This window comes from Micromonospora sp. H61, assembly GCF_018070325.1.
GTDB lineage: Bacteria > Actinomycetota > Actinomycetes > Mycobacteriales > Micromonosporaceae > Micromonospora > Micromonospora salmantinae.
Genome location: NZ_JAGPXY010000005.1, coordinates 102118 through 121768 on the forward strand (window position 1 = coordinate 102118; position 19651 = coordinate 121768).

Here is a 19651-nt window from a genome sequence, read left to right on the forward strand (position 1 = left end):
CTGGCGTTCGGAAAGCGTTCCGCACTGCTTCGAGGTAGTGGCCCTCTCCCGACCGGGGCCACTACCTCCATGGCACCCATTCGCTTGACCCCCTGGCTCGCCGTTGATTCGGGGGAGGCGCGCCGGATGGTCACCGCCCAGGCGGAATACGGCCAACCAGCCTGATATGAATCGTAACCACCCACGCCTTCCCCCAGTTGTGCCAGCGACGCGAATGAGGCATGGGGTGGGAAACGAATGACACGAACGGCCGTGCGACCGGAAGCCAGTCCCCGGGCCGGGTTCCGAGGTGACGTGGAAGGGCTGCGTGCCCTCGCCGTGATTTTGGTGCTCGCGGGACATGCCGGCCAGCAACTGGTGCCTGGCGGTTTCGTCGGTGTTGACGTCTTCTTCGTCATTTCCGGCTACCTGATCACCGGACTACTTGTCGCCGAGGTGAACCGGACGGGCCGCCTCTCGCTGATCGGCTTCTACGCCCGGCGCGCCAAGCGGCTTCTGCCGGCCGCAGTGGTGGTTCTGATCGGGAGCCTGCTGCTCACATTCGCCTTTCTGCCGCGCACCCGGTGGTCGGCCACGGGCTGGGATGTGGTGTTCAGCGGGTTGTACGCCATGAACTGGCGACTCGCCGAACAGTCCGTCGACTACCTGGCGGCCAATCAGGCGCCCAGCATCCTCCAGCATTTCTGGTCCCTCGGCGTCGAGGAGCAGTTCTACCTGGTGTGGCCGCTGCTACTTGCCTCCGCGGTGTGGCTCGGCCGGCGGCGGTACGCCCGCACCGGATACCTGCTCTTCGCCCTCACGCTGGTCGCTGTGCCGTCCTTCGCGTGGTCCGTCTGGTTGACCGAGGACAATCCCGCCCGCGCCTACTTCGTGACCACCACCCGGATGTGGGAGCTGGCCCTTGGCGGCTTCCTGGCCCTGCTCGGCGGGCATCTGCAGCGTCTGCCCCGGCTGGTAGCGGCCGCGCTCGCCTGGTGCGGCCTCGCCGCGATCGTGGCGTCCGCCGCTCTCCTGTCGGAGGCTTCCGCCTTCCCCGGGTACGTGGCGTTGGCCCCCACCCTGGGCACGGCAGCGGTCATCGCCGGAGGCCTGGCTGCCGGCGGTTTCGGGCCCGCCATGCTGCTGGCGCTGCGGCCGGTACGCGCCGTAGGAGCCATCTCCTACTCCCTCTACCTCTGGCACTGGCCTCTCCTCATCGCTGCCGAGGCTCGGTTCGGGGAGCTGACCACCGCCACCGGCCTCGCCGTTGCCGCGATCTCAGTGGTGCCGGCCGCCCTCACCTACCGCTTCATCGAGAACCCGATCCGGATGTCGCCGACGCTCACGTGGGAACCTGCGCGATCATTGCAACTCGGGGCGGTCTGCACCGGCGTGGCCCTCCTAGCGGGACTCGCCTTCCAACTCACCGTCCCGCCGGCGAGGGCGCCGATGCCGCCCACCCTGGCCGTGCCGACGGCGGGCGGCAGCGGTGTCCCCGTAGCTGCCTCACCCACGGTTCTGGGCGCCTCCGCTCTGGGCGACTCTCCGGCCAGCAGCGACGCGGGGATTCCCGTCGACCGAGTCGGACCGTTCGTGCCGGATCCGCTGGTGGCCAGCAAGGATGGCCCCGACGCGTGGCGGGACGGATGCCATGCGGACCAGCGCAGCAGTGCGGTCAGGGCCTGTCAGTACGGGGACCCCAACGCGTCGTTCACCGTGGCTCTCGCCGGGGATTCCCACGCCGCTCAATGGCTTCCGGCGCTGCAGAGGGTGGCCGAGTCAAAGAAGTGGCGCCTCAAGAGCTACACGAAGTCCTCATGCCCGTTCATCGATGGCGAAGTTGCCTTGGACAGCCGGCCGTACCCCAGTTGCACCGAGTGGAACGACAAACTTCGCGCGCAGGTGACCGGGGCGGAGCGCCCGAACGTGCTGGTGGTGAGTACATCCTTCTATGTGATGATCCAGAACGGTGAGAGGGTCACCAGCCAAGCACAGGCCGCCTTCACGGACGCACTCCGGCGGACGTGGGCCGCGATGGCGGCAGCCGGGGTTCCCGTGATCGTGCTGCGTGACACCCCCTATCACGACAGGGACATCGCTGAGTGTGTGTCCGCCAATCCGAAGAAGTTGACCCGATGCGCCTCCCCCCGGGACAAGGTCCTCGCAGGTGGCGGCGGCCCAGCCCACGAAGCGGCCGCCCGCAGCAACAACAAGGTGTACCTGGTCGATCTGAACCCGGCCATCTGCCCGCGTGAGCGGTGCTCGCCGGTCATTGGCGGGGTGCTCGTGTACCGCGACAACAACCACATCACCGCCACCTACGCTGCGACCCTCGCACCACGGCTGGGCACGGCGCTGGACCGCGTATTGGGTTGAGGGGCGCCGCGGTCTCGCTGGCGGGCTACCTCGAACAGCAGGCCACCGCCCGAGCACCAAGCCGGACCGGTCAGCGGCGGCAGGGTGCTCGGGCGGCGGCGGTGTCTTAGGCGGCGGTGGACCAGATGGCGCGGAAGGCGGCGGCTTCGCCGGAGAGCCATCGTTCGATCTGGTCGGGCTTGGCGTCGGTGGGCATGCGGTGGGCCAGGCCGCGGCGGACGTCGACCAGGACCGGCTCGGCGTGCGGGAGCACCGCGTCCATGTGTCGGGCCATCAGGTGCAGGGTGGCGAGCACCGATTCCTCGCTCGGTGGGGCCTCGTCGAAGTGCAGGCGGACCGCTTCGGCGCGGCCGTCGGCGTGGCGTACCCCGAAGTGGGGGTTGATCTTGACGGGCAGGTCGCCCAGCATGGCCAGGGCGTCGCGGGTCTGGGCGAGATCGACGGCGGCCGGCTCGCCGAGGGAGTGCAGCCAGGTCGTGGCGCCGGGGACGAGCGCCTGGTAGAGCGGGCGCCACCGTGGCTTGACGATGTCGGCCACCCCGGCCAGGTGGGTGCCGCCGGTGTGGAAGGCGATGTCGGCCTTGAGCGCCTTGACGAACTGGCCGTGCGGGTTGAAGCCGGACCGGCTGGCGCGCTGCTTGCGCAGCCCGCCGACGAAGGTCGCCTTGGTGGGGCCGGTGCGGTCGACGTAGCGGGTGAAACCGAGCAGCGTGGCGTAGGGGGTGAGGGGCGTGGAGGCGGGCGCGGTCACGGGCGTCCTCCCGGGTCGTAATCCTGCAGGTCAGGAACTCGATTAGTACATACATTCTAATCGACGGGTCTGACATCGCCCAGCGAAAGAAGGGGTGCGGAAGACGCGACAAAGGGGGCCGTCCGGCGTACGGACGGCCCCCCTGTCGAGACGCTCGCTAGAGCTGGCCGACGTCGGTGATCCGTACGACCGCCGCGCCGACCTCGTCCGAGGCGGCCAGGTCGATCTCGGCGCTGATGCCCCAGTCGTGGTCGCCGTCCGGGTCGTCGAAGATCTGCCGTACGGTCCACCGCTCCCGGCCCTGCTCGATCATGAGCAGCGCCGGACCGCGGGCGTTCGGCCCGACCCCGATCGAGTCGTACGCCTCGAAGTACGGCGCCAGGGCGTCGGCCCACGCGTCGTAGTCCCAGCCGTCCTCGGCGTCCAACTCGGCGAGCAGGTCCCAGCGGCGTAGCGCGGCCAACTCGACGCGGCGGAACAGCGCGTTGCGCACCAGCACCCGGAACGCCCGCGCGTTGCGGGTCACCGCCGGCGGTCGATCGGTCAGGGCGGCGTGCGCCTGGGCGACCTCGGCCACGTCGGACGGGTTGCGCAGCCGCTCCCACTCGTCGATGAGGCTGGAGTCGACCTGGCGGACCAGCTCGCCCAACCACTCGATGAGGTCGATCAGTTCCTCGGTCTTGGCGTCCTCGGGCACGGTCTGGCGCAGCGTCTTGTACGCGTCGGCCAGGTAGCGCAGGACGAGACCTTCCGAGCGGGTCAGCCCGTAGAACTGCACGTACTCGGTGAAGGTCATGGCCCGCTCGTACATGTCGCGGACGACGGCCTTGGGGGAGAGTTGGTGGTCGGCGACCCAGGGGTGCCCCTGCCGGTACATCTCGTACGCGGCCTCCAGCAGCTCCGCGAGGGGCTTCGGGTGGGTCACCTCGTCGAGCAGTTCGAGGCGCGCCTCGTACTCGATGCCCTCTGCCTTCATGGCGGCGACCGCCTCGCCGCGCGCCTTGAACTGCTGCGCGGAGAGGATCTGCCGGGGGTCGTCGAGGATCGACTCGATCACGCTCAGCACGTCGAGCGCGTACGACGGGGACTCGGCGTCGAGCAGTTCGATGGTGGCCAGCGCCAGGGGGGAGAGCGGCTGGTTGAGGGCGAAGTCGAGCTGGAGGTCGACGGTGAGCCGGATCCGCCGGCCGGTCTCGTCCGGCTCGGGCAACTCCTCGACGACCCCGCCGGCACGCAGAGCCCGGTAGATGGCGATCGCGCGGCGGATGTGCCGGCGCTGCGCGGCCGGCTCCTCGTGGTTGTCGGTGAGCAGGTGCCGCATCGCGGTGAACGCGTCCCCGGGCCGACCGATGACGTTGAGCAGCATCGAGTGGCTGACCTGGAAGCTGGAGGTCAGTGGCTCCGGCTCGGCGTCGACGAGTCGGTCGAAGGTGGGTTGGCCCCAGCCGATCGAACCCTCCGGCGGCTTCTTGCGGACCACCTTGCGCCGCTTCTTCGGGTCGTCGCCGGCCTTGGCGAGGGCCTTCTCGTTGTCGATGACGTGCTCCGGGGCCTGCACCACGACCCGGCCGATGGTGTCGTAGCCGGCCCGGCCCGCACGCCCGGCGATCTGGTGGAACTCCCGGTTCTTCAGCAGCCGGGTACGGACCCCGTCGTACTTGGACAGGCCGGTGAACAGCACGGTGCGGATCGGCACGTTGATGCCGACGCCGAGGGTGTCGGTACCGCAAATGACCTTGAGCAGGCCGGCCTGGGCGAGGGTCTCCACCAGGCGGCGGTACTTGGGCAGCATGCCGGCGTGGTGCACGCCGATGCCGTGGCGGACCAGCCGGGACAGCGTCTTGCCGAAGCCGGCGGTGAACCGGAAACCACCGATCGCCTCGGCGATCATGTCCTTCTCGGCGCGGGTGCAGACGTTGACGCTGGTCAGCGCCTGGGCACGTTCCAGCGCGGCGGCCTGGGTGAAGTGCACCACGTACACCGGGGCCTGCTTGGTTTCCAGCAGTTCCTCAAGCGTCTCGTGCAGCGGCGTCATCGCGTACGAGAAGATGAGCGGGACCGGCCGCTCCGCCGTGCGCACGACGGCGGTCGGCCGCCCGGTGCGCCGGGTCAGGTCGTCGACGAAGCGCGTGGTGTCCCCCAGGGTGGCGGACATCAGGATGAACTGGGCCTGCGGCAGCTCGATTATCGGCACCTGCCACGCCCAGCCCCGGTCGGGCTCGGCGTAGAAGTGGAACTCGTCCATGATCACCTGGCCGACGTCGGCCTTCGTGCCCTCGCGCAGCGCCAGGTTCGCCAGGATCTCCGCGGTGCAGCAGATGATCGGGGCGTCGGCGTTGACGCTGGCGTCGCCGGTGAGCATGCCGACGTTCTCGGCGCCGAAGACCTCGCAGAGGGCGAAGAACTTCTCCGACACCAGGGCCTTGATCGGCGCGGTGTAGAAGGTCGTCCGGCTGTCGGCGAGGGCCGCGAAGTGCGCGGCGATCGCCACCAGGCTCTTACCCGAGCCGGTGGGTGTGTTCATGATCAGGTTGGCGCCGGAGACGATCTCGATGACCGCCTCTTCCTGATGGGGGTAGAGGTCGAGGCCGCGCTCCTTCGCCCAGCCGGCGAACGCGTCGAAGAGGGTGTCGGGGTCGGCGCTTGTCGGCAGCGCGGCGGTGAGCGTCATAGCCTGTCCATGGTGCCTGGATCATGCCCCGGTACGCCAACCCGGCCCGCACCGGACCCCCGTCCGGGCGTCCCGAACGCGCCGCCGCGTTCCGGTTCGGGCGTTTCGCCGGTCACCGTCGGCGGTACAGCAGGTCGGCGACGGGCCGACCGGCCGTGATTGCTCGCCGCTCGAACTTCGTCACCGGTCGGTGCGCCGGCCGCGGCGCGAAGCCGCCGTAGGCGTCCACCAGATCCGGGTCCGCGTCGAGGGTCTCCCGCATCGCGTCGGCGTACTCGGCCCAGTCCGTCGCGCAGTGCAGCATGCCGCCGGAGCGCAGCCGGGACCGCAGCAGCGCCACGTGCGCCGGCTGGATGAGCCGCCGCTTGTGGTGGCGGGACTTCGGCCACGGGTCCGGGAAGAAGACGTGCACGGCGTCCAACCCGCCCTCGGGCAAGCCGTTGACCAGGTACAACGCGTCGCCCTCCGCCACCCGTAAGTTGCGTAGGCCACCACGCTCCACCAGGTGGAGCAGGTTGGCGATTCCCGGCGTGTGCACCTCGACCGCCAGATAATCTCGATCCGGGTCGGCGGCAGCCATCGCAGCGGTGGTGTCGCCCATGCCCGAGCCGATCTCCAGCACCACGGGCGCCCGGCGACCGAACAGGTCGGCCAGGTCGACGGGCATGGCAGGTCCGTCCGGCACATCGAGGCCGTACGCGGGCCAGAGCCGGCTCAGCGCGTCGGTCTGCCGGTCGCTCATCCGACCCCGGCGGGGGTGGAACGTGCGGATCGTCCGGCTCGCGGGCGGGACGGCGGGGTCATGGTCGGTGGCGGTCACAGCGAACCGAGCGTACGCGACGCCGCCGGCTGATCGGATGTGATGTGCGACCGGAAATGAGAGGATCCAACTGGTACGGCAGGTCGGGGTGCTCCACCGCCCGACCCGGCCGCACGGCGTCGAGAGGGGGCATCGTGACAGTGACCCGCGGTGTCGTGACCCTGTCGCTGGTGACCGTGCTGGCCGGCCCCCTGTTGGCCGCCACGCCCGCCCTCGCCGCGCCTGAGCGGGCCGTTGCCGTCGCGCCCGCGCCGCAGCCGGAATGGCCGCCCGGAGGTGCGCCCCAACCGCACCCGTCGGTGGACATCTTCGTCGAGGTGAGCCCCAGCACTGTGCAGCCCGGCTACCTGGTGGGCATCCGGGCCAGTTGTCGGGACAACTCGGTGGGCGCCACAGTGGTCTCCGACGCCTTCGGGGCGGTCGGCGTGCAGCCGCAGCGCGGGGTGCTCACCGCCGCGCCGATGGTCCGCGAGCGCACCCGCCCCGGCAACTACCGGGTCAAGCTGGAGTGCCGCGACGGCGAGACGGCCTCGACAATGCTCCAGGTGGTCAAGAAGGTCCCCGTCCAGCCCAGCCGTGGTCCGGCAACCGGCTTCGGCGGGAGCACCGGCGGGATGACCGGCAATCTGCTGCTGCCCGGCGGCGCGGCACTGATCATCACCGGGCTGGTCCTCGCCGTGATGGCGTTTCGCCGTCCCCGAGCCGCCGCGCGTCGCTGAGGCCCGCCATGACGATCTTCCGCCCCACGCCGCCACCGGCCGGTTCACGACCGCCGCCGACTGGCCGTCCCACGCCGCCGCCGGCCGGTTCACGCCCGCCGTTCGCTGGCCGCCCCGCCTCGCCGCCCGATGATGTTCGGCTGCACTTGGACGACGGCTGGCCGGGCTCGGACCGCCCGCCAGGTCCCCAGCGCCCGCCAAATCGCCGGCGTCCGCCGGATCCCGAGCGCCCTTCGGATCCCGACCGCCCGTCGGTTGCCGCGCGTCCGCCGACCGCCGTCGCCCCCCGGCGTAGTCGTCCCTCCGGCCGCAGCCCCTGGTCAATACCGTTGGCCGTGGTGTTGGTGTTGGCCGGGGTCTTCGCCACCGGGGCGGGGCTGGGCCGTTCGGTCGGCCCGTTCGACCTGGCCCCGACCGGCGGTGACCGGCCGGCCCGCAGCGAGTCGGTCGGGTTGTCAGCCAGTCGGCCGGTGCGCCTCTCGGTGCCGGCGATCAAGGTGACAGCGCCGGTGGCGCCCGTCGGGCAGGCGCGGGACGGCTCGATCGCCGTACCGCCGTTGGAACGGCACAACGAGACCGGCTGGTACGACCGAGGACCCACGCCCGGTGAGCCTGGCCCTGCGGTGATCGTCGGGCACGTGGACACGAAGACCGGCCCGTCGGTCTTCTACGACCTGGGCAAGCTGCACCCCGGCGACCTGATCGAGGTGGCCCGGGCGGACGAGTCGGTGGTGGTGTTCCGGGTCGACACCGTCGAACACTTCCCGAAGGACCAGTTGCCCGCCGAGCGGATCTACGGCCATGACGGGCCGCCCGGTCTGCGGTTGATCACCTGCGGCGGGCAGTTCATCGGGGGCCGCACCGGCTACGCCGACAATGTCATCGCCTTCGCCACCCTCCAGTCCTCCCGCAAGTCCTGACATCCCGACTTCAGCCAGGCCGGCGGGGCCGTCGCCGGATCAGCGTCGGCGTCAGCTCAGGAACACCAGGAGTTGGCGGGTGGTCTCGTCGGGGGCTTCCTCCGGGATGAAGTGCCCGACCGGGACCGGCTCGCCGCGTACGTCGTCGGCCCACTCCCGCCAGATCGCGAGCGGGTCGTCGTAGAGCTTCGCGACCTGGCCGCGTTGGCTCCAGAGAAACAGCACCGGGCAGGGGATCTTCCGCTTCCCGCGATCCGCCTCGTCCTGCTGGTAGTCCAGTGTCGCGGCGGCGCGGAACTCCTCGCAGATCGCGTGCACCGTCGCGGGGTCGCGGAACTGCTTGACGTACGCCGCCCGCACCTCGGCGGGGAAGGCGTCCTTCACCTCGGGCCAGGTGTCGAGCATGAAGTCGACGAGCACCGCCGGCGCCGCGTCGATGAACTGCTCGGGCACCGGCGCGGGCGCCGCCAGGAAGGACCAGACCCAGTAAGAGAGGCTGAACGTCTTGTCGGCGCGGTCGTAGACGTCGCCGATGGGAACCACGTCCATGACGGCCAGCCGGGTGACGGCGTCCGGTTCGTCCAGCGCGAGACGGTACGCGCAGCGGGCCCCCCGATCGTGGGCTGTGGACGCCTGCCTACGCCGGTAGGTATGCGGCCAGGGGTGGTTTCTCTTCTGCCACGGTTTCTTACGGTGCGACTCTTGCTCCGTCTCCGGTGCCGATCGCCACACTCGTTGTCACCGACGGCGTAATCGTCACTTGGGTCATGACGGCTCAGACCAATTCTGGTTTCACGATCGAGTGGGACACGAATACCACCAGCAGGTTTATAACTATTGGGTGTACCGACCATGATCGTAAGCATCTTGTCCGCCAGGCTGAACGGCAACATCGAAGTAGTGAAGGAGATTGTCAACGACCTAGGCATTGCCAAGTTCAACCTTCATGGCCCTCCCGACGGATGCGGCCAGTATTCGTGTCACTGAGTGCGGCCTAGCGGACATGCAGAAGGTATAGACATACTTCTTTATGAGCCACACCTCAACAACAGCGACGAAGGTCTGACGCACTGGGACCGAATCGTCGCCTGCAAAGCACGCGTTGCGCCGGAAACTGTACTCACCCCAGAAGAGGTACGCCTCAAGTTGGAGACTGCCGGCATCTCTGCGGACTACTACCCAGAAGACGGAACCGACCCCATAACCACAATTCTCGGGATGTGCACAACAGCGAGCCTAGGGGAGTAGTTGGTTTCGCTGACTTGAATGAAGCCCGATCGGGGGTAGACCGATGTTGCATCCGTGCGAGATAATCCAGGGATGCCCGAACGTCCACGGTGGTACAAGCGGATCAACCCTGTTCATTTCTTTCGGAAATATCGGTCCAGATTCAGAAAGAGGAAGTCGCGGATGGTCGAGCGAACTTCAAAACCTCGGACCTACAGACCCATCCACCTTGCAACTTTGGTGACTCTTGCTGTTGTCGCTCTTGCTGTCACCGCTGTTGCCGCCGTGTTTATGTGGGATGCTGCTCAGGTTCCGGCGAGTGTGCCTAAGTCGCCGGACCTGGCTGTCCGAGCGGCTCAACTACGGGTTGACGTGATCCGGAACATTCTCGCTGTGGGGGCCGGTGCTGGCGGCCTAATCGCTCTTTTCCTCGGTCTGCGAAGACAGTATGTGAAAGAGCGTGTCGACCATGCTGACCAGGAGTACAAGAACCGAACCGCCGAAGATACGAAGCATGACGCAGTCGAGAGACGGGTAACCGAGCTTTATACTAAGGCTGCCGAACAGCTGGGTTCCGATAAGGCGCCCGTACGTATGGCTGCTCTCTACGCGCTAGAACGCATGGGGCAGGGCAATCCCGAACATAGACAGACGATAGTCAACCTGATATGCGCTTATCTAAGGATGCCGTATAACCCGCCGCACAATCCTCCGTACGTCCGCTCAAGCGCAGGGGATGAGAACGAATCCAGCGCAGTCGTTGAAATGCGCCAACAAGAACGCGAAGTAAGACTAGCTGCGCAGCGGATTTTATCGGGTCACTTGAGGTACGGAGATGTTGGCCCATCGGATCCGCATGAGAGCCCTGATCTAAACGATGAGTCGTTCTGGTCGCATATCTCTATCGACTTGTCGGGTGCCGTTCTACTGGATTTCAGGCTCGTCCGTTGCGCTGTTAATTCTATCAACGTTGACCACGCGACCTTCTACGGCTCAACGACCCTAAGTTTTCTCCACTCTACTGGAATAGCCAACTTTTCGAGGGCGCACTTTTCTGGCCCTGCTTATTTCGCCGGAGCGGATTTTCGCTCGTCTGTAAGCTTTAGTGAAGCCCAATTCGACTATCGCGTTCGATTTGACAGGGCGAGATTGGGCGGCGAAGCCAACTTTGAGATGGCAAAGTTCGGTGGCGCAACACGCTTCGCTGGTGCGCACTCTGATAAGTTCAGGTTTCAAGATGCTCGGGCAATCTTGAAACCTACTACTTCCCACTTCTGGCCGAAGGGCTATCGGCTTGTAGGGGCCGATTCCGCGAGTGACGACGGGTTGATAGTAAAAGAGTGATTGATCCCCTGACCGGCTGATCCACTTCGCCTATGGATTCTACCTCTGCCGCCAAGGGGGTTAGGGTTCGATGTCTTCTCTGACGTAGACGCCCCGACCCGGGACGCCGACCACTAATCCCTGAAACTCTAGAACCCTAATGCCCTTCTGAACCGTAGTTACCGCAATGCTGTAAAGCTTCGACAGCTCAGCATAAGACGGCAACTTGTCACCTGGCGCATACTCGCCGCTTTTGATGCGGGAGGCCAAGTCTTCCGCCATCTGGCGGTATCCGCCGGTCGGTATGGGCATGGTGGGGTTCCTTCTCATCGGGCAACCCCATTCGATCATGATCACGAAACAGCCTCAACGTCAACGTTCCCTTAAGCGCTTAGGGTGTCTAGGGTGTCTAGGTGGGAACGGAGAGCGACCGGAACCCACTGAGCGAGTGACCGGGAGAGGCGAACCGTGACAAACCAAACTAAGCATGGGCCGAAACGACCAATGCTCCGACTGTGGCGTGAGCCTGAGTGCATCTGCGGGCATGAGACGTACATCGGCTGCGTCAAGATGCGGGTAGGCCCGGTGCGGCCGTCCTGGACCAACGAGAGAGCTCTTGAGTACCCCCCGCTACGGGAGCCGTTCGTGACTAAGGCTCAGTCGTACCGCTCGAACGGGGGTCACGGTGCCGATCGATGAGCCGATCTCCAAGGCGACAGAGTTGTTCATCGCTAACAGGATCTTGGACAGCCACTGGACCCGGGCGCTTGACCAACCGTGGCGATTGGGAGGGTGCCTGGAGTGCCGAGGTCGCAACAACTGTCCGCAGCTTGACTGGGCGATCGAGCTGACTGCCGAGGTGGTTTCGATCATGTTCCAGAAGCCATGACTGTAGATCTCTGCGCGTTGCTCCCGGGTTGATCGACACGGGATCCTTGACGTTGGGGTGTCCCACTGACTCGGACACCCCGGTTTCAGCGAAACGGAGTGGATCTAGCCGCGTTGGCGCCCTGAGGCGGCGCTCCTAGGGCTGGGGGACGTGCAGCGCCACCTCGAACTCCAGCAGGCTGGCGCCGGTGGAGACCGGGGGACGGGGCTTGTCGCCGGGGGCGGCGGCGTGGGCGGCGCGCGACGGGCCGGCGGCCCACGCCTGGAACGCTTCCTCGCTCTCCCACTTCGTGTAGACGAAGTAGCGGGTCTCGCCGGCCACCGGGCGGAGGAGTTCGAAGCCGAGGAAGCCGGGGGAGTTCTCCACCGTGCCGGCCCGGGCGGCGAACCGCTTCTCCAGCTCCGCGCCGCCACCGGGCGGGACGTCGATTGCGTTGATCTTCACGACTGCCATCTGCCCACCCTAGCCACTCAGAACGCCTCGACCGCCGGGACCAGGTCCACGTCGACCACGATCGGCGCGTGGTCGGAGGGGCCCTTGCCCTTGCGGGCCTCCCGGTCCACGTACGCGGAGCGGACCGCTCGGGCGAACGGCGCGGACGCGTACACCAGGTCGATTCTCATGCCCTTGTTCTGGTGGAACATGCCGGCCCGGTAGTCCCAGTAGGTGAAGGGGTGCGGGCCCTTCATCGGGGTGGGCACGACGTCGCTGAGGCCCAGGTCGCGCAGCGCCGCGAGGGCTGCCCGCTCGGCCGGGGTGACGTGCGTGGAGTGGGTGAAGACCGCCGGGTCCCAGACGTCGGCGTCGGTCGGGGCGACGTTGAAGTCGCCGCAGACCGCCAGCGGCAACCCGCCGGCCAGCTCCGCGTCCAGCGCGTCGCGCAGCGCCGCGAACCAGGCCAACTTGTACGCGTAGTGCGGGTCGTCCGGCGTCCGGCCGTTGGGCACGTACACCGACCAGACCCGCACCCCGTCGCAGGTGGCGGAGATGGCCCGGGCCTCGGGCTCGGGGAAGCCGGGCTCGTCGGCGAACCCGACCCGGACGTCGCCCAGCCCGACCCGGGACAGGATGGCCACTCCGTTCCACCGGCCGTCGCTGTGGCTGGCAACGGTGTAGCCCAGCGCGCCCACCTCGGTCACCGGGAAGGCGCCGTCGGGGCATTTGGTCTCCTGTAGGCAGACGACGTCCGGCCCGGTGTCGGCCAGCCATTCCAGCAGCCGGGGTAGGCGGGCCTTCACCGAGTTGACGTTCCAGGTCGCCAGGCGCATGCCCCCAGCCTGCCGTATCCGCCGCCGCGACGCCGTGTCAGCTGCCCGGGGTGTCGCCGGGACGGGTCTGTTCGGCCAGGAACCGTTCCAGTTCGGCGCCGAGTTCGTCGGCCGTGGGCAGCGGGCCGGCATCGGGGGCGAGCAGGCTCTTCTCACCCCGACCTCGGGCGAACGCGTCGTACTGCTCCTCCAGGGCCTGGACCAGGGCCGCGGCGTCCTCGGTCTGCGCGACCTGCCGGTCGATCTCCACCCGGACCACCTCGGCGGCCGAGCGCAGCCCGTCGCCGGGCAGCAGCAGCCCGGTGCTGCGCGACACCGAGGTGAGCAGCACCTCGGCGGCCGCCGGGTATTCGGTCTGCGCCACGTAGTGCGGCACGTGGGCGGCGAAACCCAGCGCGTCGCGGCCCTGCTCGCCGAGGCGGAACTCCAGCAGGTGACCGACGCTGCCGGGCACCTGGACGCGTTGCAACCAGGGCTCGTAGCCGGCGATCAGCTCGGGGCGGGTGGCGTGCGCTGTCACCCCGGTCGGCCGGGTGTGCGGGACCGCCATCGGGATCGAGTTGAGCCCCACTGTGAGCCGGACGTCCAGACGGGCGGCGAGCCCGGCCACGGCGGTCACGAAACGCTCCCACTGCAGGTCCGGTTCGGGGCCGGTGAGCAGCAGGAACGGGGTCTCGTCGTCGTCCTGCAGCAGGTGCAGCTCCAGCTTGGGCGCGTCGACGCTCTCCCAGTGGTCCTCGACGAAGGTCATCACCGGTCGTCGCGATCGGTAGTCGAAGAGCTGGTCGACGTCGAACGTGGCGATCGGCCGACCCTCCAGCGAGGTGAGTAGCTGCTCACGCGCCAGTCGGCTGGCGTTTCCGGCGTCCACGAACCCGGTGAGGGCCTGGATCAGGACCGGCTGCCCGAGGTCGGGCAGATCGTCGGTGAGCTGGTAGAGCTCGTGTGGGTCGAGCACCGGTGCGGACCTCCCTGAAATGTGCCTGCGGGGCGCCGTCGCGACGGAGGGCACCCGTTCGGGCAACGTACCCGCCATCCTGGTGCATTCCTGCGTCGGGCGATCCGTTGGCCGGGTGGTGGGCGTGACCGGACTAATCGGCTGTTTACGCCACCAGGCCGAGCCTCGTGGCCGATCGGCCGAGGGATGGTTCAGCCCAAAGGCCGAGTTTGTCGATCATGTCAGGCTCGGTGGTGGAATGTTCGGTCCTGTCGTGGGCCGTGCCGGTCCGCGTGCAGTGCCAGCTTCATCCGGTACGCGAGGTCCCTTCCCCGGGCGGGTCACCCCGCCCAGGTCGTCCACCAGTAGGGCTCCGATCTGTGTCGAGCGCCACGTGATCACCGTGCGTGATCAGGGTTTCCACCTGCCTAGCCTCGGTTGATGCGTGACGACGGCACCCTCGACGACCCGTACGCCCCGAGCAGGCCCACTGCCGATACGGAGGATGGCACCTCAACCGAACGGACAACCGCCGCGAGCCGGCTCCGGGCGTACGCCCGGGACCTGACCGGTCGACGCCGGGCACAGCTGGCGCTGGCCACCGGTGTGGTGTGCTGCCTCGGTCTGACCGCCGTCGTCCAGGTTCGCGACGAGGACGCCGACGCGGCTACCCGGAGTGGATCGCTCTCCAGCTCCGAGCTGGCGCAGCGCGCCGAGCAGCAGCGCGCCTCCCGTTCCCTCGACCGCACGGCTGCCCCGAGCGCCTCCGCCGCCGCCCAGTCCGCCGCGGCCAGCCCCGCCGACCCGGACACCAGCGCGCCGGCCCGCAAGGTCGCCCCGGCTCGCCCGACCGACCCGGCGCCCGTCGCCGGGCTGGACGAGGACCAGATGGAGAACGCCGAGGCGATCGTCCGTACCGGCCGCAAGATGGGTGTGCCGCGCCGGGGCCTGGTGATCGCGGTGGCCACCGCCATGCAGGAGAGCAACCTCTACAACGTGGCCAGCGGTGTACTGCCCGAGTCGCAGGACTATCCGCACCAGGGCGTCGGCTGGGACCACGACTCGGTCGGGTTGTTCCAACAGCGTTCCAGCAGCGGCTGGGGCCCGGTGGGGCGGCTGATGGACCCCGAGTTCGCCACCCGGCAGTTCCTCAGCGCGCTCGAGCAGGTGCCCGGCTGGCAGCGGATGCGGCTCACCGACGCAGCCCAGGCGGTGCAGGTCTCCGCGTACCCCGAGCACTACCAGCAGCACGAGTGGCGAGCCACCCGGGTCGTTGACGCCATCGCGCCGGCGGGGCGGTAACCTACCGCCCACTATGGACGGTCAGGGTTGAGGCTGTCGCATCCCGGGTACATGTGTTGCGGGTTCGGGGTACACATGAGTGCGGGACCATCGACAGGAGGACGTTATGTCACTGATGCAGCGGATCAGCGCGTTTCTGAAATCACCGAAGGGGCAGCAGTTGGTCGACCGGGGCCGGCGCGAGATGGCCAAGCCGGGCAACCAGCAGAAGCTGAAGGGGTTGGCGGCTCGGCTGTCCAACCGCCGCCGCTGACCGCTCCATCGGCCGCCCTGTCCACCGTTTCCACCCCTGGGGAGACCTGGTGACCGACACTCCGCCCGTCGGCGGTCAGCCCGCCGCCCCTACTCCGCAGCCGTCCGTCGACCTGCCGGCCGGGCCGGTGGACGCCCCCGAGGGTCCGCCGGCCCGGCTCTGGGACCGGATGCGTGACGACCCGCAGTACGCCCCGGAGCACCTTGCCCTGGAGGCGGTGCGCCGCCTCGGGCCGGAAGCCGTGCAGTGGGCCGCCCGTGCCCGGGCCGAGCAGCCCGGGGTCTCCGCCGACGTCCTGGCCGACCAGGCGGCCCGCAAGTTCGTCAACCTGGCCCGACTGTCCGGCGCGGTCTCCGGCGCGGCCGGGCTGCCCGGCGCCGTGATCGACGTGGGCGTGCTGGCCTGGACCCAGGCGCGGATGGTGCTGCACATCGCCGCCGCGTACGACGTCGACCCCCTGCACAACGACCGGGCCACCGACCTGCTGGTGCTCCAGCGGGTGCACAAGGTCGCCGAGAGCGCCCGGCTGGCGCTCGGCGTGGCCGCCGGCCGGGAACGCGCCGACGCGCTCTTCGGCCTGGGCGGCCAGCGTCCGCTCGGCCGGGTCATGCTGCAACTCGGCATCCGGCTGGCCCAGATGGCCGGCGTCCGGGCCGCGAAACGGATGGTCGCCAAGATCGTCCCCGGTGCGGCAATCGTGCTCGGCACCTGGGCCAACTCGTCAGCCACAAAGGACCTCGCCCAGCGATCCCGGGCCCTCTACGGCTCCCGCGGCAACGCCGTCCCGGAGCCGCGCCGACCCTGACGGCCCGTCCGGGGTCGTTCAGCTGGCCAGGCCGGAGGAGCGCCAGGTCACCTCGGCGATGCGGCCCTGGCCGGTGGCGTTGGGGTGGAACCAGTCCAGCGGGTTGAGCAGGTCCAGGGTGAACCGGACCTTGTGCAACGCGCCGCCGTCGTGCCGGCACCGTGCTCCGTACGCCCGGCAGGCCGCCTTCAACTCGGCGTTGTACGCGTCGATCCGGTCCCGGACGGCGGCCCGGCGGGCCCGGTCGGCGGGTGCGGTCGAGGTCGCCTCGGCCAGCAGGGCCGGGCAGATACCCCGCCGCCACGCGCGGGTCGCCCGGGCGTCGTCGTGCCCGACCTCCCAGAGTCGGTACAGGTCGGGGATGCTCACCACCAGCACCCGGGCCTTCGGCCGGCCGGTCCGCAGGACCCGCAGCCCCCGGTCGACGTCGGCCCGGAACTGCGCCACCGGCGTCATCGCGTCCACCCCGCCCCGGCAGACGTCGTTGGCGCCGACCAGCACTGTCACGTAGTCGGCGCGGTCGCGTACCGCCGCCCGGGCCTGACCCTCCAGGGCGTCCGCGCGGGCGCCGGGACGGGCATGGTTGTACGTCCGGTCGCGGATCGCCGGGTTCTGTTCGAGCAGCCGGCGGTAGTGGCTCTGCACCCGCAGCCCGTCCCCGGTCGACCAGGAGTTGCGCTCGCAGGAGGTGAGCACCAGGCAGGAGGCGAAGCCGGTGCTGATCGAGTCGCCGAGGGCGGCGATGCCGCCGGGCCCGCTCGACGGCCTGGCGCTCGTGGTGGGGCGGGGTTCCGCGGAGCTGCCACCCTCACAGGCCAGTGCGACCAGCGCCGCGAGACAGGCCAGCGCGGCGACCCAGCGTCGAGGCATGACGTCTCCCGTTCCCGCAGCACAGAGCGACAGCGCGGTAACTCTATGCGTAGGACGTGGTTGGCCGGGAAGTCGCTGTCGGGTATGCGGCAAAGTGCCGACGCGGAAGCCGTCGAGGTGCTATGCGTCCCGCCATGGTGCCCGCTGACCGTGCAGCCACCAGTGCAACGCCCTGGTGATCCGGGGCAGCACCAGATAGGTCATCAGCGGGGTCAGGCAGAGCGTCATCAGCAGCACCCGGGCCGCCAGCGGCACCGCGTCGAGGAAGCGGCTCGTCAGCAGGGTGGCGGTCAGACTCAGGGGGAAGAACGCCAGCCAGATGGTCACCGCCTGCTTCCAGCGGGGCGGCGACGCGGGCGGGGCTGGCTCCACCAGGTCCACCGAGTGCTCCAGCGGCCTGTCGAACCAGCCCTCGATCCCGGTACGCCGCTCGACCCGGGTGTGCTCCACGATGCCCTGCGCCGAGCTGAGCCACCAGTGCCGCTGTGGCGACTCCTCCCACCGGCGCAGCGTCTCGGCGTCGGCGAAGCGGTAGAGCATGTGCCACTCCGACGAGCCGGGGCCGCTCTGCACCCAGCCGGCGCCGAGAAACCCGGGAAACGCCTCGGCCAGCGCGGTGCCGGCCCGCATCCAGGCCACCATCTCGCTGGCCCGGCCGGGATCGACGCGGCGGGCGATGGAGACGGTCACCGGCACGGCGAGGGTCATTGACATGCGCCCATCCTGCGGTCGACGAGGCCGCGGCGCGAACGGATGTGCCGGAGCACACCGACGGATGCGGGTGCGCAGGCGCTCGGCACCGGTTAATCCGGCCGATCGGGGGTAGGTCGGTGGGTATGACGAGATCGCAGCCCCGGCGTGCCCGTGGCACGGTCGGCCACGCGAACAGCGCGTTGAACCTTCGGCTCACCCTCGCCAGCTTCGGGCTGGTGATCATGGTGCTCTTCGCGGTGCTGGCGTTCTGGGCCGGCATCGCCTGGCTCGGCGTACTCTGCGCGATCTTCGCGGTGGTCGCCGTGGTCGACCTGGTCGTGATCCAGCGCCGCCGCGCCGCCCGCCGCCGCGAGGAGCCGGGCGTACGACACTCGTTGTTCGAGTGACAGGAGGACGCAATGCCCCACATCGCCACCACCAACCCCGCCACCGGACAGGTGCTCAAGACCTATGAGGCGATGTCCACCGAGCAACTCGACGACGCCATCGAACGCACCGACCTCGCGTTCCACCAGCTGCGAGCGACGACCGTCGACCAGCGCGCCCAGTGGATGAACGCCGCAGCCGACCTGCTGGACGCCGAGCGCGACGAGATCGCCCGGATCATGACCACGGAGATGGGCAAGACGTACGTCGCGGCGCAGGCCGAGGTGACCAAGTGCGCCTCCGCCGCCCGCTTCTACGCCGACAAGGCCCCCGCGTTCCTCGCCGACGAGCCCGCCGACGCCGACGCCGTGAAAGCCACCCGGGCCTTCATCCGCTACCAGCCGATCGGCGTGGTGCTCGCGGTGATGCCGTGGAACTTCCCGCTCTGGCAGGTGATGCGCTTCGCCGCCCCGGCGCTGATGGCCGGCAACACCGGCCTGCTCAAGCACGCCTCGAACGTGCCGCAGACCGCGCTGCTGCTGGAGGACCTGTTCCGGCGAGCGGGCTTCCCCGAGGGGGCCTTCACCACGGTGCTGGTCGACTCGGAGGCCGTCGACCACATCCTCAGCGACCCCCGGGTACGCGCCGCGACGCTCACCGGCAGCGAGCCCGCCGGCCGGTCCATCGCGCAGATCGCCGGGCGGGAGCTGAAGAAGACCGTCCTCGAACTCGGCGGCAGCGACCCCTTCGTGGTGATGCCCTCCGCCGACGTGGACCGGGCCGCCGAGGTGGCCACCACCGCCCGCTGCCAGAACAACGGCCAGTCCTGCATCGCCGCGAAGCGGTTCATCGTGCACACCGACGTGTTCGACGCCTTCGCCGAGAAGTTCGCCGCCAACATGGCCGCGCTGCGCGTCGGCGACCCGATGGACCCGAACACCGACGTCGGGCCGCTGGCGAGCGAGCGTGGCCGCGACGAGGTGCACGCCCAGGTCCGCGACGCGGTCGACAACGGCGCGACAGTGCTCTGCGGCGGCGAGCCGCCGAGCGGCGACGGCTGGTTCTACCCGCCGACAGTGGTCACCGACCTCACCCCGCAGATGCGGATGTGGTCCGAGGAGGTCTTCGGCCCGGTCGCCGGCCTGTTCCGGGTCTCGTCGTACGAGGAGGCGATCGAGGTCGCCAACGGCACCAGCTTCGGGCTCGGCTCGAACGCCTGGACCCGGGACCCGGCCGAGCAGGAGCGCTTCGCCACCGACCTGGACGCCGGCAACGTCTTCATCAACGGGATGACCACCTCGTACCCGGAGTTGCCGTTCGGCGGTGTGAAGAACTCCGGGTACGGGCGGGAGCTGTCGGCGCTGGGCATGCGGGAGTTCTGCAACACCAAGACGGTCTGGGTGGGCGAGGGCGCCGCGTCGGCCGGCGCGGGCGCGCACGCCGAGTAGTTCGGGGCGCGGC

At 69.1% G+C, this 19651-nt stretch carries 19 protein-coding genes; 9 read left to right on the top strand and 10 right to left on the bottom strand.

Going from position 1 to position 19651, the window contains the following annotated elements:
- Nucleotides 1-237 precede the first annotated feature (237 nt).
- Nucleotides 238-2355: an acyltransferase family protein gene (locus KBX08_RS05025; protein ID WP_210781362.1), complete on the top strand. Its 2118-nt coding sequence runs from the start codon at nt 238-240 to the stop codon at nt 2353-2355.
- A 106-nt stretch (nt 2356-2461) separates the two neighbouring features.
- Here the strand turns inward: KBX08_RS05025 and KBX08_RS05030 are convergent, their stop codons facing one another.
- The 3 genes from KBX08_RS05030 to trmB all read right to left on the bottom strand — a co-directional run bounded on the left by KBX08_RS05030 (nt 2462) and on the right by trmB (nt 6597).
- Nucleotides 2462-3106, bottom strand: coding sequence for a hypothetical protein (locus KBX08_RS05030; protein ID WP_091401551.1), 645 nt, complete (start codon nt 3104-3106; stop codon nt 2462-2464).
- 157 nt (nt 3107-3263) lie between these two features.
- Entirely contained in the window at nt 3264-5777 is a 2514-nt protein-coding gene (locus KBX08_RS05035) for an RNA helicase (protein ID WP_210781363.1), read from the bottom strand.
- A gap of 112 nt (nt 5778-5889) precedes the next feature.
- Entirely contained in the window at nt 5890-6597 is a 708-nt protein-coding gene (gene trmB, locus KBX08_RS05040; RefSeq protein WP_210781364.1) for a tRNA (guanosine(46)-N7)-methyltransferase TrmB, read from the bottom strand.
- Between the two features lie 131 nt (nt 6598-6728).
- Here trmB and KBX08_RS05045 point away from each other — a divergent pair, with 131 nt between their 5' ends.
- Entirely contained in the window at nt 6729-7316 is a 588-nt protein-coding gene (locus tag KBX08_RS05045) for a hypothetical protein (RefSeq protein ID WP_210781409.1), read from the top strand.
- A gap of 323 nt (nt 7317-7639) precedes the next feature.
- A complete protein-coding gene (locus KBX08_RS05050; RefSeq protein ID WP_210781410.1) occupies nt 7640-8236 on the top strand; it encodes a class F sortase in 597 nt (198 codons plus the stop codon).
- Between the two features lie 51 nt (nt 8237-8287).
- Here the strand turns inward: KBX08_RS05050 and KBX08_RS05055 are convergent, their stop codons facing one another.
- Nucleotides 8288-8785 (bottom strand): alpha/beta fold hydrolase, encoded by a 498-nt coding sequence (locus KBX08_RS05055; RefSeq protein ID WP_210781365.1) that lies wholly within the window; start codon nt 8783-8785, stop codon nt 8288-8290.
- 861 nt (nt 8786-9646) lie between these two features.
- Between KBX08_RS05055 and KBX08_RS05060 the strand changes: the two genes are divergently transcribed.
- Nucleotides 9647-10807 carry a pentapeptide repeat-containing protein gene (locus KBX08_RS05060; RefSeq protein ID WP_210781366.1) on the top strand — a complete coding sequence of 387 codons (1161 nt, stop codon included), beginning with the start codon at nt 9647-9649 and terminating at the stop codon, nt 10805-10807.
- A gap of 60 nt (nt 10808-10867) precedes the next feature.
- Here the strand turns inward: KBX08_RS05060 and KBX08_RS05065 are convergent, their stop codons facing one another.
- From KBX08_RS05065 to KBX08_RS05080, 4 genes are all read right to left on the bottom strand, one after another.
- On the bottom strand, nt 10868-11137 hold the full coding sequence (locus tag KBX08_RS05065; RefSeq protein ID WP_247668913.1) for a winged helix-turn-helix domain-containing protein: 270 nt from the start codon (nt 11135-11137) through the stop codon (nt 10868-10870).
- Nucleotides 11138-11810: 673 nt separating this feature from the next.
- Nucleotides 11811-12128, bottom strand: coding sequence for an antibiotic biosynthesis monooxygenase (locus KBX08_RS05070; RefSeq protein WP_210781367.1), 318 nt, complete (start codon nt 12126-12128; stop codon nt 11811-11813).
- 17 nt (nt 12129-12145) lie between these two features.
- Nucleotides 12146-12943 carry an exodeoxyribonuclease III gene (locus tag KBX08_RS05075; protein ID WP_210781368.1) on the bottom strand — a complete coding sequence of 266 codons (798 nt, stop codon included), beginning with the start codon at nt 12941-12943 and terminating at the stop codon, nt 12146-12148.
- Nucleotides 12944-12980: 37 nt separating this feature from the next.
- Entirely contained in the window at nt 12981-13901 is a 921-nt protein-coding gene (locus KBX08_RS05080; RefSeq protein WP_210781369.1) for a proteasome assembly chaperone family protein, read from the bottom strand.
- A 420-nt stretch (nt 13902-14321) separates the two neighbouring features.
- On the opposite strand from KBX08_RS05080, the gene KBX08_RS05085 reads away from it, so the two are divergent.
- The 3 genes from KBX08_RS05085 to KBX08_RS05095 all read left to right on the top strand — a co-directional run bounded on the left by KBX08_RS05085 (nt 14322) and on the right by KBX08_RS05095 (nt 16240).
- On the top strand, nt 14322-15182 hold the full coding sequence (locus tag KBX08_RS05085) for a peptidase M23 (RefSeq protein ID WP_210781370.1): 861 nt from the start codon (nt 14322-14324) through the stop codon (nt 15180-15182).
- Between the two features lie 106 nt (nt 15183-15288).
- On the top strand, nt 15289-15435 hold the full coding sequence (locus KBX08_RS05090) for a hypothetical protein (RefSeq protein WP_167493040.1): 147 nt from the start codon (nt 15289-15291) through the stop codon (nt 15433-15435).
- Between the two features lie 49 nt (nt 15436-15484).
- Entirely contained in the window at nt 15485-16240 is a 756-nt protein-coding gene (locus KBX08_RS05095; protein WP_210781371.1) for an EcsC family protein, read from the top strand.
- 18 nt (nt 16241-16258) lie between these two features.
- On the opposite strand, the gene KBX08_RS05100 is transcribed toward KBX08_RS05095, so the two are convergent.
- Together KBX08_RS05100 and KBX08_RS05105 are read right to left on the bottom strand one after the other, a co-directional pair.
- Nucleotides 16259-17110 carry a GDSL-type esterase/lipase family protein gene (locus tag KBX08_RS05100; RefSeq protein WP_210781372.1) on the bottom strand — a complete coding sequence of 284 codons (852 nt, stop codon included), beginning with the start codon at nt 17108-17110 and terminating at the stop codon, nt 16259-16261.
- A gap of 120 nt (nt 17111-17230) precedes the next feature.
- Nucleotides 17231-17824, bottom strand: a complete 594-nt coding sequence (locus KBX08_RS05105) for an antibiotic biosynthesis monooxygenase (protein WP_210781373.1) — start codon at nt 17822-17824, stop codon at nt 17231-17233.
- Between the two features lie 122 nt (nt 17825-17946).
- Here KBX08_RS05105 and KBX08_RS05110 point away from each other — a divergent pair, with 122 nt between their 5' ends.
- Together KBX08_RS05110 and KBX08_RS05115 are read left to right on the top strand one after the other, a co-directional pair.
- Nucleotides 17947-18210 carry a DUF6343 family protein gene (locus tag KBX08_RS05110; RefSeq protein ID WP_091401582.1) on the top strand — a complete coding sequence of 88 codons (264 nt, stop codon included), beginning with the start codon at nt 17947-17949 and terminating at the stop codon, nt 18208-18210.
- A 12-nt stretch (nt 18211-18222) separates the two neighbouring features.
- A complete protein-coding gene (locus KBX08_RS05115; protein ID WP_210781374.1) occupies nt 18223-19638 on the top strand; it encodes an NADP-dependent succinic semialdehyde dehydrogenase in 1416 nt (471 codons plus the stop codon).
- The last annotated feature ends 13 nt before the right edge of the window (nt 19639-19651 follow it).

What these genes read in the sequence shown, in the direction of transcription:
- KBX08_RS05085 (WP_210781370.1), top strand. Translation starts at nt 14,322, where the DNA reads ATGCGTGACGACGGCACCCTCGACGACCCGTACGCCCCGAGCAGGCCC.
- KBX08_RS05115 (WP_210781374.1), top strand. Translation starts at nt 18,223, where the DNA reads ATGCCCCACATCGCCACCACCAACCCCGCCACCGGACAGGTGCTCAAG.
- KBX08_RS05105 (WP_210781373.1), bottom strand. Translation starts at nt 17,824, where the DNA reads ATGTCAATGACCCTCGCCGTGCCGGTGACCGTCTCCATCGCCCGCCGC.
- KBX08_RS05090 (WP_167493040.1), top strand. Translation starts at nt 15,289, where the DNA reads ATGTCACTGATGCAGCGGATCAGCGCGTTTCTGAAATCACCGAAGGGG.
- KBX08_RS05035 (WP_210781363.1), bottom strand. Translation starts at nt 5,777, where the DNA reads ATGACGCTCACCGCCGCGCTGCCGACAAGCGCCGACCCCGACACCCTC.
- KBX08_RS05025 (WP_210781362.1), top strand. Translation starts at nt 238, where the DNA reads ATGACACGAACGGCCGTGCGACCGGAAGCCAGTCCCCGGGCCGGGTTC.
- KBX08_RS05100 (WP_210781372.1), bottom strand. Translation starts at nt 17,110, where the DNA reads ATGCCTCGACGCTGGGTCGCCGCGCTGGCCTGTCTCGCGGCGCTGGTC.
- KBX08_RS05055 (WP_210781365.1), bottom strand. Translation starts at nt 8,785, where the DNA reads ATGGACGTGGTTCCCATCGGCGACGTCTACGACCGCGCCGACAAGACG.
- KBX08_RS05065 (WP_247668913.1), bottom strand. Translation starts at nt 11,137, where the DNA reads ATGATCGAATGGGGTTGCCCGATGAGAAGGAACCCCACCATGCCCATA.
- KBX08_RS05075 (WP_210781368.1), bottom strand. Translation starts at nt 12,943, where the DNA reads ATGCGCCTGGCGACCTGGAACGTCAACTCGGTGAAGGCCCGCCTACCC.
- KBX08_RS05110 (WP_091401582.1), top strand. Translation starts at nt 17,947, where the DNA reads ATGACGAGATCGCAGCCCCGGCGTGCCCGTGGCACGGTCGGCCACGCG.
- KBX08_RS05060 (WP_210781366.1), top strand. Translation starts at nt 9,647, where the DNA reads ATGGTCGAGCGAACTTCAAAACCTCGGACCTACAGACCCATCCACCTT.
- KBX08_RS05070 (WP_210781367.1), bottom strand. Translation starts at nt 12,128, where the DNA reads ATGGCAGTCGTGAAGATCAACGCAATCGACGTCCCGCCCGGTGGCGGC.